The 13,370-nt window shown below is 71.0% G+C and carries 13 protein-coding genes; 3 read left to right on the forward strand and 10 right to left on the reverse strand.

From position 1 onward, the window contains the following. The coding region (groEL, locus tag VGJ14_14335) for a chaperonin GroEL (protein HEY2833603.1) at positions 1-997 on the reverse strand (997 nt) is incomplete at its 3' end. Positions 998-1,081: 84 nt separating this feature from the next. Next, positions 1,082-1,381: a co-chaperone GroES gene (gene groES, locus VGJ14_14340; GenBank protein ID HEY2833604.1), complete on the reverse strand. Its 300-nt coding sequence runs from the start codon at positions 1,379-1,381 to the stop codon at positions 1,082-1,084. 164 nt (positions 1,382-1,545) lie between these two features. Between groES and VGJ14_14345 the strand changes: the two genes are divergently transcribed. After that, a complete protein-coding gene (locus VGJ14_14345) occupies positions 1,546-2,751 on the forward strand; it encodes a hypothetical protein (GenBank protein ID HEY2833605.1) in 1,206 nt (401 codons plus the stop codon). 78 nt (positions 2,752-2,829) lie between these two features. After that, positions 2,830-4,392: an alkaline phosphatase D family protein gene (locus VGJ14_14350; protein ID HEY2833606.1), complete on the forward strand. Its 1,563-nt coding sequence runs from the start codon at positions 2,830-2,832 to the stop codon at positions 4,390-4,392. A 7-nt stretch (positions 4,393-4,399) separates the two neighbouring features. Here the strand turns inward: VGJ14_14350 and rimI are convergent, their stop codons facing one another. The 8 genes from rimI to glmS all read right to left on the reverse strand — a co-directional run bounded on the left by rimI (position 4,400) and on the right by glmS (position 12,361). Beyond that, positions 4,400-4,861, reverse strand: coding sequence for a ribosomal protein S18-alanine N-acetyltransferase (rimI, locus tag VGJ14_14355; GenBank protein ID HEY2833607.1), 462 nt, complete (start codon positions 4,859-4,861; stop codon positions 4,400-4,402). A 31-nt stretch (positions 4,862-4,892) separates the two neighbouring features. Next, entirely contained in the window at positions 4,893-5,540 is a 648-nt protein-coding gene (tsaB, locus tag VGJ14_14360) for a tRNA (adenosine(37)-N6)-threonylcarbamoyltransferase complex dimerization subunit type 1 TsaB (protein HEY2833608.1), read from the reverse strand. Between the two features lie 34 nt (positions 5,541-5,574). Beyond that, a complete protein-coding gene (gene tsaE, locus VGJ14_14365) occupies positions 5,575-6,099 on the reverse strand; it encodes a tRNA (adenosine(37)-N6)-threonylcarbamoyltransferase complex ATPase subunit type 1 TsaE (protein HEY2833609.1) in 525 nt (174 codons plus the stop codon). Further along, entirely contained in the window at positions 6,096-7,181 is a 1,086-nt protein-coding gene (locus VGJ14_14370) for an alpha/beta hydrolase (GenBank protein ID HEY2833610.1), read from the reverse strand. The genes tsaE and VGJ14_14370 overlap by 4 nt, the downstream gene beginning before the upstream one ends. Then, positions 7,178-8,335 (reverse strand): alanine racemase, encoded by a 1,158-nt coding sequence (gene alr / locus VGJ14_14375; protein ID HEY2833611.1) that lies wholly within the window; start codon positions 8,333-8,335, stop codon positions 7,178-7,180. The genes VGJ14_14370 and alr overlap by 4 nt, the downstream gene beginning before the upstream one ends. A gap of 351 nt (positions 8,336-8,686) precedes the next feature. Beyond that, complete coding sequence (locus VGJ14_14380) at positions 8,687-10,141, reverse strand: NAD(P)H-hydrate dehydratase (GenBank protein ID HEY2833612.1); 1,455 nt, start codon at positions 10,139-10,141, stop codon at positions 8,687-8,689. Next, positions 10,138-10,494: a holo-ACP synthase gene (locus tag VGJ14_14385; GenBank protein HEY2833613.1), complete on the reverse strand. Its 357-nt coding sequence runs from the start codon at positions 10,492-10,494 to the stop codon at positions 10,138-10,140. Before VGJ14_14385 ends, VGJ14_14380 begins: the two co-directional genes overlap by 4 nt. Before the next feature lie 16 nt (positions 10,495-10,510). Next, the gene (gene glmS / locus VGJ14_14390; protein HEY2833614.1) at positions 10,511-12,361 is read right to left on the reverse strand and encodes a glutamine--fructose-6-phosphate transaminase (isomerizing); all 1,851 of its coding nucleotides are present in this window, start codon (positions 12,359-12,361) and stop codon (positions 10,511-10,513) included. 175 nt (positions 12,362-12,536) lie between these two features. Between glmS and VGJ14_14395 the strand changes: the two genes are divergently transcribed. Further along, positions 12,537-13,370 (forward strand): adenylate/guanylate cyclase domain-containing protein (locus VGJ14_14395; protein ID HEY2833615.1); only part of this gene is annotated, 834 nt, incomplete at its 3' end.

Here is a 13,370-nt window from a genome sequence, read left to right on the forward strand (position 1 = left end):
CTTCGATGACCGTGGTGTTGTCCTTGTCGACGACCACCTTGCGGGCCCGGCCGAGCAGGTCGAGGGTGGTGTTCTCGAGCTTGAGACCGACCTCCTCGGAGATGACCTGGGCGCCGGTAAGGATCGCCATGTCCTGCAGCATCGCCTTGCGGCGATCACCGAAACCGGGGGCCTTGACGGCGACCGAGGTGAACGTGCCGCGGATCTTGTTGACGACGAGCACGGCCAGAGCCTCGCCCTCGACGTCCTCGGAGATCACCAGCAACGGCTTGCCCGACTGGATGACCTTCTCCAGTACCGGGATCAGGTCGTGCGCCGCGCCGATCTTCTGGTTGGCGATCAGGATGTACGGGTCCTCGAGGACCGCTTCCTGACGCTCGGCGTCGGTGACGAAGTAGGGCGAGAGGAAGCCCTTGTCGAACTGCATGCCCTCGGTGAACTCGAGGTCCATGCCGAAGGTGTTCGACTCCTCGACGGTGACGACGCCGTCCTTGCCCACCTTGTCGATGGCCTCGGCCAGCACGTCGCCGATCGTCTGGTCGGCGGCCGAGTTGGCGGCCACCTGGGCAATCTCGTTCTTGTCCTCAACCACCTTGGCCTGGTCCTTGATGGACTTGACCGCGGCGGCCACTGCCTGCTCCATGCCGCGCTTGAGCGCGGAGGGGCTGGCACCGGCGGCGACGTTGCGGAGGCCCTCGCGTACGAGCGCCTGCGCCAGCACGGTGGCGGTGGTGGTGCCGTCACCGGCGACGTCATTGGTCTTGGTGGCGACCTCCTTGACCAACTGGGCGCCGAGGTTCTCGTAGGGGTCGGCCAGCTCGACCTCACGGGCGACGGTGACCCCGTCGTTGGTGATGGTCGGCGCACCGAACTTCTTGTCGATGACGACATTGCGCCCGCGCGGGCCCAGCGTCACCTTGACGGTATTGGCCAGGGCGTTGACGCCCCGCTCGAGGGCGCGACGGGCGTCCTCGTCGAACTGCAGGATCTTCGGCATTGCCGGGTCATCCCTCTCCTGAGCCGTCCGCCCCGGGGCCCGCGTGGGCGGCCGGGGCGGACGGGTGGTGACGAGTGGTCAGGATTACTTGGAAATCTTGGCGAGCAGGTCACGGGCGGACAGGATGAGGTAGTCCTCCCCGCTGTACTTGACCTCGGTGCCGCCGTACTTGCTGTAGAGGACGATGTCGCCCACGGCGACGTCCAGCGGCAGGCGCTGACCATCCTCGAAGCGCCCCGGGCCCACGGCCAGGACCTCGCCCTCCTGGGGCTTCTCCTTGGCGGTGTCCGGGATGACCAGGCCGGAGGCGGTGGTCGTCTCGGCCTCGAGCGGCTTGACGACGACGCGGTCCTCGAGCGGCGTGATGGAGACCTTGGTGGCCATTGGTTGCTGACCTTCCCTTACGAGGGGTGACAAGTGAGGTGAGCGACCCGGGCCCTGCCGTCGCGGGGATCAGGACGGGACGCTGTTCTGGCACACTCGTCTGGCGAGTGCTAACCCGACACTATGCGGGCACTTAGCACTCAGTCAACTTGAGTGCCAATCCTATGGATCTTGCTGCCTTCGCCGCGTTGCGCGCCCCGGCCGGTGCCGCACTGCTGGACGCCGTCGCCGCCGCGGGTCCGCTGGATGACGCCGCGGCACTGACGTTGGGCACGAAATTGCGCCGCGAACACCCCGCGGACCTGGTCGCCGCGGCAATCACCCAGATCCGGCTGCGCGAGCGCGGGGCGGCCAAATTCGGCCCGGCGGCGGCACACCTGTGGTTCACCCCGGACGGCCTGCAGCAGGCCACCCATCCCGCCGTGGCAGCCCACCGCGCCGCGCGGTTGGCCCGCCTGCTGCCGACCGACACCGGCTGGCTCGACCTGTGTTGCGGCATCGGCAGCGACCTGCTCGCCACGACCGCCGTCGGGTTTCCGGCGACCGGGGTCGACGCCGACCCGGTAACCGCCGCGGTGGCTGCGGCCAACCTCGACGGGGCCGCACACATCGTGTGCGCGGACGCGCAGACCCACGACCGCGGCACGGCGGCGGTGTTCGTGGACCCGGCCCGCCGCGGCAGCCGGGGACGGGTATTCGACCCGACCGCCTACTCCCCGCCCTGGTCGTTCGTGCTCGACCTGCTCGCCTCCGGCCTGCCGGCCGCGGCGAAGGTCGCACCCGGCATCCCGCACGGCCTGGTGCCCGCCGACGTCGAGGCCGAGTGGGTCTCGCTGCGCGGCGGGGTGAAGGAGGCGGCGCTGTACTCCCCCGCGCTGTCCGACGGCACGCTGCGCCGCGCCACCCTGCTGCCCGGCGGCCACACCCTGCAGGCAACGCAGACCCAGCGGTCCGCGGTCGCGGTGGGCCCGCTCGGGCGGTGGCTGCACGAGCCGGACGGGGCGGTGATCCGTGCGCACCTGATCGACGCCGTGGCCGAGCGCATCGACGGCCGCTTGCTCGACGCCTCGATCGCCTACCTGAGCACCGACTCACCGGTGACCACCCCGTTCACCCGCAGCTACGAAGTGCTGGACGTGTTGCCGTTCGACCCGCGGCGATTGCGAGCGGCGTTGCGCGAACGTGGCGTGGGCCGGTTGACGGTGAAAAAGCGGGGCGCGGACGTCGATCCCGACCGGCTGCGCCGGGATCTGCTGCGCGGCGCCACCGGGACGGCCGAGGCCACCCTGGTGATCACCCGGGTGAACGCTGCACACACGGCACTGTTGGTGAGCCCCGGAGGAGAAAACTCCCAGTTTCTAAGGGATTAACACCCGCCCAACGCGATTTATGGTGGGTCTGGCGTCGATCGGTTTCCCACCTCTCCGATCGGCCGGAGCGGGGGCACCGTGGACAGCACCATCAGCCGACGAACCTTCGTTCGCGGCGTGGGCGCCGGCGCACTGCTGGCCGTCCGGCCGTTGCGCTCGGTGGCGACCAAGCTGCCCGCCGATCCGTTCACCCTCGGCGTCGCCTCCGGCGAACCGACCGCCGACGGCATCGTGCTGTGGACCCGGCTCGCCCCGGAGCCACTGGCCGAGGACGGACTCGGCGGGATGCCGTCCCACACGTTCGGCGTCGATTGGCAGCTCGCCGAGGACGCCGCGTTCCGCCGCGTCGTGCGGTCCGGAACCGAGTTCACCGATCCGGCGACCGCGCACAGCGTGCACGTCGAGGTCGACGGTCTGCAGCCCGCGCGGGACTACTGGTACCGCTTCCGCAGCGGGCACTACCAATCCGCAACCGCGCGCACCCGCACCGCGCCGGCGCTGACCTCGCTGGCGCCGATGTACTTCGCCAGCTCGTCCTGCGCGCACTGGGAGCACGGCTACTTCACCGTCTACCGGCATATCGCGAACGCCGCCCCCGATGTGATCTTCTGCCTCGGCGACTACTTCTACGAGGGCGGGCCACGCTACGACCCGCCGTTGTCCGCGATCGTGCGCACTCACGTGGGCCATCGCTGTCACACCCTGCGCGACTACCGACGTCGGCACGCCCAGTACAAGACCGACGGGGACCTGCAGGCCGCGCATGCCGCCGCACCCTGGCTGGTGGTGCCGGACGACCACGAGGTGGAGAACAACTGGGCCGGCGATCACGCCTCGCGGCCGAAGGACCAGCACCGCTTTATTCGCATGCGCGCCGCGGCCTACCGGGCCTACTGGGAACACATGCCGCTGCGCCGCGCCTCGCGGCCGAACGGTTCGCACATGCAGTTGTTCCGCACGGTGAACTGGGGTGCGCTGGCCACCTTCCACCTGCTCGACACCCGGCAGTTCCGGGATGCGCAGGCCTGCGCGAGCGGCGTGCAGCCGCTGTGCGCGCCGTCGCCCGACGCGGCGCGCACCATGCTCGGCGCGGCGCAGGAGACGTGGCTGGCCGATGCGTTCGCCACGTCCACCGCCCGCTGGGACATCCTCGCCCAGCAGGTGATGCTCACCTCCACCGCGCGTGACTTCAACGGCCAGGGCGCGATGGTGCCGCCGGACACGGTGAACGTCGACTGCTGGGACGGTTATCCCGCGGCCCGCGATCGCCTGTTGAACAACGTCCGGGCGGCGAACCTGCGCAACTTCGTCGTGCTGACCGGCGACGTGCACAAGCACTGGGCGGCCGATATCCCCGGCCTGATCGAGGGATTGCCGATCGGTTCGGAACTGGTCACCTCCTCGGTGACCAGCAGCGGCGACGGAGAACCGGAGCCTCGCTGGGTCCCGGACGCGCAGCGCCGCCATCCCAACCTGCACTACTACGACGGCCGCCGCGGATGGATCGGCGGGCACCTGAGCACCGAGCGGTTACGGGCCGATTACCACGTCGTGCAACGGGTCTCCACGCCGTTCTGGCCGGATTCGGTCGCGGCGACCTTCGAGATGGTGGATGGACTGCCGGGCATGCACCGAGTCTGACGCACCGTCAGGAAAGTTGCCCAGCCCACCGCAGGATCAGTGCGTCGGTGCCGTCGGAGTAGTAGCGGCGACGGGTGGTGATGGTCGCGAACCCGCGGGCCGCGTACAGCGCGATCGCCGCGGCGTTGTCCGCGCGCACCTCCAACAACACCTCGGTGCAGCCACGGACCTCCGCCTCACCGAGCAGCGCGTCGACCAACACCCCACCCAGACCCCGGCCCTGCCGATCCGCGCGCACCGCGACGGTCTGCACATCGGCGCTGTCGGCCACCACGGCGAGCCCGGCATAGCCGACGACGTCGTCACCCTCGAGCAGCACGCGATACCAGCGTTGGTCCGGGATGCCCGCGAGCTCGGCCCAGAACGAGGCGACCGACCAGGCGTCGGTGCCGAACAACGCGTCGTCGATCTCCGCCATCGCCGGGATGTGCCACCAGCGCGCCGGATGCAACACCGGGGAAACGGTCATGCTGTGTTCATTCATTCGCTCGCAAGCTCGCTCATGCCGTGGGTTGGGCGACCTTCTTGCGTTGGCCGGGCTCCACTGCGTCGGGCCGGCGCAGGTAGAGCGGCTCGGGCGGCAGACATTCCGCACCCGCGGCCAGGGTGGCCTCGACCAGCCGGGCCAGCTGCGCCGGCTCGGGGTAACGCGGCGGCCGGGCATCCGGGAACGCGTCCGGGTAGAGCACCGCGCCCTCCCCGATCACCGGCCCGGCGGAGGCGACCGCGATGGGCAACGCCACGCTCGGGCCCTCAATGCGCACCCCGTCGCGATAGCGGGCCCAGTACACCTCCTTGCGCCGCGCGTCGGTGGCCACCAGGAACTCACCGGCCAACCCGGCCTGCGCGGCCAGCGCGTCCAGGCTGCACACCCCGTGCACACCGATGCCCAACGCGTGGCCCAGCGAGCGCGCGGTGATCAGCCCGACCCGCAACCCGGTGTACGGGCCGGGTCCCACGCCCACCGCGATACCGTCCAACTGACGCGGCGTCAGACCAGTGCGGGCCAACACGTCGGCCACGCCCACCGCGAGCGTCTCGTTGTGCCGTCGCGCATCCACCACCGCGTGCCGGGCCAGTTCCTCCCCGTCGCGGCACAGCGCGACCCCCACCGAGGGGGTGGCGGTATCGATGGCGAGCAGCAACACGGGGTGACAGCCTACGGGTGATTGACCGAAGGGATCACGGAAGCAGCGCGGCGGCCAGATCGACGCCGGCCCAGCGGGCGCCCACCCCGCTGATCGCGACGTCGCGGATCGCTGCGCCGGGGTCGTCCGGGTCGGCATCCGCGGGACGCTCGGTGCGACGGGTGAGCACCAGTTCCAACCGGTCCGCGGACAACGCCTCCACCAACCCGGCGCCCCACTCGACCACGGTGACCGAGTCCGGCATCGACTCGTCCAGGTCCAGATCGGCCACCTCGAGGGCATCGGCCATCCGATAGGTGTCGGCGTGCACCAACGCCGGGCCGCCCACCTCGGAGGGATGGATCCGGGAGATCACGAAGGTTGGCGAACACACCCGCCCACGCACGCCGAGCGCCGCACCCAGACCCTGGGTGAGTGTGGTCTTGCCCGCGCCCAGGTCCCCGGTGAGCACCACCAGATCGCCGCGGCGCAGCAGCCCCGCCATCCGTTCGCCCAGCGCCTGCATGTCCGCCGCAGTGGGCACCTCCAGCCGCACCGCGACGCCGGTACTCGCGCTCATCCGGCTGCCCGTCGCGTGCTCGGCCGACCACCGGACAGTCGGGCGCGTTCCAGCAGTCGGCGCAGCGCGGCGTTGACGTGGTCCGGGCACTCCAGGATCAGCAGGTGCCCGGCGCCGTCCAACACGGTGAACTCCGCCTCGGGCAGCCGCGCGGCCATCCCGCGACTGTGCTCGGCCGGCGTCAGCACGTCCTTGCTGCCCGCCAGGATCAACGTCGGGCAGGACCGGAACACCGACAGCGCGGCCTCCTTGTCGTGCCGGTCGAACTCGGGGAAGAACTCGCCGAACACATCCAGCGGCGTGGTGTTCAGAATTGCTCCGGCGAACCGGACGACCTCCGGCGGCACGTCGTTGCTGCCGAAGGAAAGCCGACGGGTCACCCACAGGCCGACGTCGCGATCGGCACCCATGCCGCGCTTGATCAACATCGGCCGGTTGGTCACCACACCGACCACCCCCGGCGAGAACGGCCGCAGCCCACGCACCAGCGCGGCGGGCAGGCCGAGCGTCATCTCTGCGAGCTTGCCCGGCGAGGTGGAGATCAGCGCCGCACCCACGATCCGGCTCCCGATCTCCTCCGGATAGGCGGCCGCGTAGGCCATCACCACCATGCCGCCCAGCGAGTGACCGATCAGCACCACCGGACCGGTGGGCACCGTGGCCTCAAGGACCGCACGCAGGTCGCGTGCCAACTGCTCGATGGTGGCGTGTTCCTTCGGCCCGCGCCCGGAGCGCCCATGACCGCGCTGGTCGTAGAACACGCAACGCACTGCGCCGCTCAGGTCCAACCGTTGGAAATGGAATGCGTCCATGCTCAGGCAGAAGCCCGGCAGGAACACCACGGTTGGCGCGGCCGGATCGTCGTGGTCGGCCTCCTCGACCTCCACGCACAACGCCACCCCGTCATCGGTGGTGACGGTCAGCGGCTCGGTGTGCAGCGACCCCAGGGGCACCGACTCGGGATCGCTGATCGTGGGACGGCGCGCCATGCGCCGCCCGACCATCGTGGTGGCGACCGCGCCACCGGCCACCAAACCGGCCCGCAGCGCCCAACGGATCATCCCCTCGCGCCCGTTGCTCACGCGTCCGCCCCTGTGTAGACGAGCGGGATTCTGCCGCGGATGCCGGTGACGATCTCGTAGCTGATGGTGCCGACGGTGTCCGCCCACTCCTGCGCGGTGGGCTCACCACGGTCGCCGGGGCCGAACAGCACCACTTCGTCGCCGACTCTGGCCGGGGCGTCGCCGAGGTCCACCACCACCTGATCCATGCACACCCGCCCAGCGATGGTGCGCCGCGCTCCGGCCGCCCACAGTGGGCCGGAGTTCCGCGCCGTGCGCGGGATGCCGTCGGCGTAACCGATGGGCACCAGGCCCAGCGTGGTCTCCCGCGGTGTCGTGTACTCCAGGCCGTAGGACACGCCGTGCCCGGCCGGCACCCGTTTGACGTTGGTCAGCCGGGCACTCACCGTCATCGCCGGGCGCAGGCCCAAGTCGGCGCTGCTGCGCAGTTGCGGGATCGGCGAGAAGCCGTAGACCGCGATGCCTGGCCGCACCAGGTCGAAGCGCGCCTCCGGGACCGCCACCGTGCCCGCGGAGTTCGACAGGTGCCGCACCTCCGGGTTCAGCCCACCGGCGCCTGCGGTGTCCAAGGCCGCCCGGAAGGCCGCCACCTGCGCGGCCACGCTGGGATGGCCGGGTTCATCGGCGCAGGCCAGGTGCGACCACACGCCCACGACGCGCACCCGGTCGGCCGCCTGCTCCTTGGCCGCGGCAGCCACCAGATCCGCCCAGTCCGCGGCGGCGGCGCCGCCCCGGCCCAACCCGGTGTCCACCTTCAGGTGCAGGCGCGCGGTGCGCCCGACGGCCTCCGCCGCCGCGGCGATCCGCCCGACCATCCAGGGGGCATTCGCGGACAGGTCGACATCCGCGGCCAATGCCGCGGTCAGGTCCTCCCCCGGGGCCATCAGCCAACACAGCACCCGCCCACCGACCCCGGCCGCACGTAGTCGCAGCGCCTCCTCCAGCACCGCCACGCCGAGCCATTCCGCGCCGCCGGCCAACGCCGCGCGGGCCACCGGGACCATGCCGTGTCCGTACCCGTCGGCCTTGACCACGGCCATCACCGCGGCCCCCGGGGCATGGCCGCGCAACGACCCCACGTTGGCCCGGATCGAGTCGAGATCGACCAGGGCCCGGGTGCGCCAGGTCGGCTCGGGGCGGTCGCGGGCGTTCATCGAAGGCCATTCTCGCACCGCGAGGTTGGTGAACCGGCGGCGCCGGACCAAACGGGGGGATGCTCGAAACGGACGTGTCGGACGCGTTACCCGAGCAACAGTCATGTTTGTGCAACGCGCGGTGCTCGCCGAGTGATGGAGCTACAAATCATCCGAACGTTGGGCAACCGACCTTGTAGGTGCGGCGTCTCATGGACCTAGGCGGCCAGCAGTGGCCGCCGGTGGGCAGGAGGCTCCCGCCATGGCGCAACAGATTCGGATCGAGCGCAAGTCCACGACGAGCAAGGCCACGACCCAGGCTCGGCAGGATGCAACCCTGGACCTGCGCACGCCGTCGGGCAAGAAGCTCCCCTACTGATCCTTCTCGGGCGCCACCGAGCGCCACGCCGCGGGCAGTAGGTCGATGATCCCGGCCGCCGTGATCGGCGCCCCAGTGCCCGCCGCCAGCCGAGCCGCCAAACCGTGCAGATAGGCGCCGAGCGCGCCCGCCTCATCGGCGACTGATCCGGCCGCGAGCAACGCCCCACACGCCCCGGACAACACATCCCCACTGCCAGCCGTGGCCAGCCAGCCGGTGCCGGTGCCGTTGACCCAGACCGGTTCCCCGGCCGGGCCCGCGATCAGCGTGGTCGATCCCTTCAGCAGCACGGTGGCGCCGTACTGCGCCGCCGCCCGGCGCACGTGGGTCAGGCGCTGCGCCTGCACCGCGTCCCGCTCGACGCCCAGCAGCCGGGCCAGTTCACCCGCGTGCGGAGTGAGCAGGGTCGGCGCCCGGCGGCGCAGTTCGCCGCGCTGGGTCAGCAGGCTGAGCGCGTCGGCATCCAGCAGCACGGGCACGTCGGTGCCCAGTACGTCCGCCAGCACCGCGCGGGCCGCGTCGTCGACGCCGCCGCCGGGACCGACCACCCAGGCCTGCACCCGGCCGGCCGCCGAGGGCAGTCCGTCGGCGACCACGACTTCCGGCCACCGGGCGCGCACGGCCCCGGCCACCTCGGCGGCCCCCACGAAGCGCACCATGCCCGCGCCGGCGGCCAAGGCGCCACCGACCGCGAGCACCGCCGCACCGAGATAGGTGGGCGACCCGGCGACCACGCCGAGCACCCCACGGCGGTACTTGTCGTCGCTACGGCCGGGCACGGGCAGCCGGGCGGCCACGTCCGCGGCCTGCAGCGAGCGCATCGCCGGCGACGGCAGGTGCGCGCCCAGGCCGATGTCGACGCAGGTGGTGGCGCCCGCCAGGCCGGCGCCGGGGTCGATCAGCAAGGCGGGCTTCCAGGTACCGAAGGTCACCGTGACATCCGCGCGCACCGCGGGCCCGCGCACCTCACCACTGTCCGCGTCCACCCCGCTGGGCAGGTCGACCGCGACCATCAGACCGGGGCCCCGCGCAGCACGGGCGACCAGGTCCGCCGCGGCTGGGCGCAGCCCACCCGAACCGCCGATGCCGACGATGCCGTCCACCACCAGGTCCGCGCGGTCCAGCACCGCGGCATCGATCGTCACCCGACCCCCGGCCCGGACCAGCGCGGCCAGTCCGGCGGTGTGCACCCGCTCCGGGTTCAGCAGCAGCGCGTCCACCCCGACGCCGCGACCGGCCAGCCGGGCCCCGGCGTACAGGGCATCACCGCCGTTGTCACCGCTGCCCACCAACAGCACCACCCGCGCCCCGTAGGCGCGTCCGAGCAGGCCCAGGCAGACCGTGGCCAGGCCGGTCGCGGCCCGGTCCATCAGCGCCCCGTCCGGCAACCCGGCCATGGCCGCCGCCTCGGCGGCACGGACTTCGGCCACGCCGTGGGCGTGCTTCACGGTCGGGTCTCCGCGATGACCATCGCCGAGGCGATACCCGCGTCGTGGCTGAGCGAGATGTGCCAGCCGGCCACGCCGAGTTCCACGGCGCGGGCCAGCACGGTGCCACGCACGGTCAGTTCCGGTTGACCACCGGGGCCGCGCAGCACTTCGGCGTCCTGCCAGGACAGATTGCCGGGCGCCCCGAGCGCCTTGGCCACCGCTTCCTTGGCCGCGAACCGCGCGGCTAACGAGGGGATGCTGAACGGCTGCTCAGCGGGGGTGAACAAGCGCAACCGCAGCCCGGGCCGACGGGCGACCGACTCGGCGAAGCGCCGGATGTCGCAGACGTCGATGCCGACCCCCACGATCATGGGGGCAGCTTATGACTTACTCGACGGTGACGGACTTCGCCAGGTTGCGCGGTTGGTCGACGTCGTGGCCACGCACCGTGGCCATCTCGCAGGCGAACACCTGCAGCGGCACCGTGGTCACGATCGGCTGCAGCAGCGTGGATACCTGCGGCACCCGGATCAGCGTGCTGGCGTAGGGCACCACGGTCTCGTCGCCCTCGTCCGCGATCACAATGGTGTGCGCACCGCGGGCGCGCACCTCCTGGATGTTGGACACGATCTTGTCGTGCAGCATCGCCCGCGCGGTCGGCGAGGGCACGATGCACACCACCGGCAGGCCTTCCTCGATCAGCGCGATCGGGCCGTGCTTGAGCTCACCGGCGGCGAAACCCTCGGCGTGCATATACGCGAGCTCCTTGAGTTTGAGCGCGCCCTCCAACGCCACCGGGTAGCCGACGTGTCGGCCGAGGAAGAGCACCGAGCGCTTGTCGGCCAGCGTGCGCGCCAACTCGCGCACCGGCTCGACGGTCTCCAGCACCTTCTCCACCGCGGCAGGCAGCTGGGCGATCTGCGCCATGACCGCGCTGATCTCATCGCCGTACTTGGTGCCGCGCACCTGCGCCAGGTACAGCCCGACCACGTAGCAGGCCACGATCTGGGTGAGGAACGCCTTGGTGGAGGCGACCGCGATCTCCGGGCCGGCGTGGGTGTAGACGACCGCGTCGGACTCGCGCGGGATCGTGGACCCGTTGGTGTTGCAGATGGCCAGCACCCGGGACCGCTGCTCGCGCGCGTGCCGGATGGCCATCAGGGTGTCCGCGGTCTCGCCGGACTGGGAGATGGCGATGACCAGCGTGGACCAACTCAGGATCGGGTCCCGATAGCGGAACTCGCTGGCGAGCTCGACCTCGCAGGGGATGCGGGTCCAGTGCTCGATGGCGTACTTGGCGATCAGCCCGGCGTGGAAGGAGGTCCCGCAGGACACGATGATGATCTTGTCGATGACGCGCAGTTCCTCATCCGACAGCCGCATCTCGTCCAGCACCAACTTGCCGTTGACGTCCATCCGGCCGAGCAGGGTGTCCGCGATCGCCTTGGGCTGCTCGGCGATCTCCTTGAGCATGAAGTAGTCGTAGCCGCCCTTCTCGGCGGCCGAGGCGTCCCAGTCGACGTGGAACTCACGCACCGACGCGGGCGTACCGTCGAAGTTGGTGACGGTGACCGCATCCGGACGCAGCTCCACCACCTGGTCCTGGCCCAGTTCGATGGCCTCGCGGGTGTAGGCGATGAACGCGGCCACGTCGGAGGCGAGGAAGTTCTCTCCGTTGCCGCGACCCACCACCAGCGGCGAGTTGCGCCGCGCACCGACCACCACGTCGGGCATGTCGGCGTGCACGGCGACGAGGGTGAACGCGCCCTCCAGCATCAAGCACACCCGACGCAGGCCCTCGGCCAGCGAGATGTCGGACTCGGCCATGACCTCACCGAGCAGGTGAGCGACCACCTCGGTGTCGGTGTCGGAGTTCATCTCGACGCCGCGGGCCTCCAGCGCCTCGCGCAGCTTGGCGAAGTTTTCGATGATCCCGTTGTGGATCACCGCGACCTTGCCGCTGGCGTCCCGGTGCGGGTGGGCGTTGCGGTCGGTCGGTCCACCGTGGGTGGCCCAGCGGGTGTGCCCCATGGCCGTGTTGGCCATGCCCAGCGGGTCGGCCTCCAACAGGCTCACCAAATTGGCCAGCTTGCCGGCCTTGCGCCGGATCACCAGCTCCCCGTCGCTGACCAGGGCGACCCCGGCCGAGTCGTATCCGCGGTATTCCAGGCGCTTGAGCCCGCCCAGCACCACGTCCAACGCGGCGCCCCCGCCGACGTACCCCACGATTCCGCACATGCTGATCAGGATAAGAGGGGCGCCAAGTCCGCGAGTTCAAACGCGCCGGCTGGGTGATCGTCCCTCAGGGCGACGTCGACTTTCCCTGGACAACTGCCGCAAGTTGGCCACCCGAGGCGTTGACGCCCACCCGGGAAGTCGGGTTCGCTTGCCCCGACCTCGACCGGGAGAGCCAGTGAGCGCCTGCCGTTCCTGCGAACACGACAACCCCGCGACCGCGAAATTCTGCCTGGAGTGCGGCACCGCGCTGGTCGCGACATGTCCCGACTGCGCCACGCCGGCCACCCCCGGCCAGAAGTTCTGCGGTGAGTGCGGACGCAACCTCGGCCTCCCACCGACGGTCACCGCGGCACCGAAAGAGTCCGAGCGCAAACAGGTGACCGTGCTGTTCGCCGACGTCGCCCGATCGATGGAACTGGCCGAACGGTTGGAGGCGGACGAGTGGACGCAGCTCATGCAGCGCGTGTTCGCGATCTGCCGGGACGCCGTCACCGCCTACGGCGGGACCGTCGACAAGTTCACCGGAGACGGCGTGATGGCGCTGTTCGGTGCCCCGGTTGCTCTGGAGGACCACGCCCGACGGGCCTGTCACGCAGCCCGCCGCATCGTCGAGGGAACGCTCGACCTTGGCACGGAGATGCACACCCGCGGGGTGGAGTTGGCCATCCGGGTCGGGCTGAATTCCGGGGAGGTAGTGGCCGGTTCGGTCGGCGGGGACGCCGGCGCCTACACCGCGGTGGGGCACACCGTCGGTTTGGCGCAACGGATGGAGGCGCAGGCCGAACCCGGCACGGTGTGCCTGAGCGAGCACACCGCGGCACTGATCCGCGGCGGGTTCGGATTGCGCGATCTCGGCCGGGTGGAGATCAAGGGCGCGACGTTACCCGTCGGCGTGTTCGCCCTCGGTGCCCCGGCCGTCGAATCCCGCGCGGGTGCCCGCCGGTCGGGTTCGACCCGGCTGGTCGGCCGGGACAACGAACTCGCGGACCTGGTGATGTCCCTGACGCGG

This window comes from Sporichthyaceae bacterium, from assembly GCA_036493475.1.
GTDB lineage: Bacteria > Actinomycetota > Actinomycetes > Sporichthyales > Sporichthyaceae > DASQPJ01.

Bases quoted from the DNA above. Each gene is read 5' to 3' on its own strand.
- groES (HEY2833604.1), bottom strand. From the start codon at position 1,381: ATGGCCACCAAGGTCTCCATCACGCCGCTCGAGGACCGCGTCGTCGTC.
- VGJ14_14345 (HEY2833605.1), top strand. From the start codon at position 1,546: ATGGATCTTGCTGCCTTCGCCGCGTTGCGCGCCCCGGCCGGTGCCGCA.
- rimI (HEY2833607.1), bottom strand. From the start codon at position 4,861: ATGACCGTTTCCCCGGTGTTGCATCCGGCGCGCTGGTGGCACATCCCG.
- tsaE (HEY2833609.1), bottom strand. From the start codon at position 6,099: ATGAGCGCGAGTACCGGCGTCGCGGTGCGGCTGGAGGTGCCCACTGCG.
- alr (HEY2833611.1), bottom strand. From the start codon at position 8,335: ATGAACGCCCGCGACCGCCCCGAGCCGACCTGGCGCACCCGGGCCCTG.
- VGJ14_14385 (HEY2833613.1), bottom strand. From the start codon at position 10,494: ATGATCGTGGGGGTCGGCATCGACGTCTGCGACATCCGGCGCTTCGCC.
- glmS (HEY2833614.1), bottom strand. From the start codon at position 12,361: ATGTGCGGAATCGTGGGGTACGTCGGCGGGGGCGCCGCGTTGGACGTG.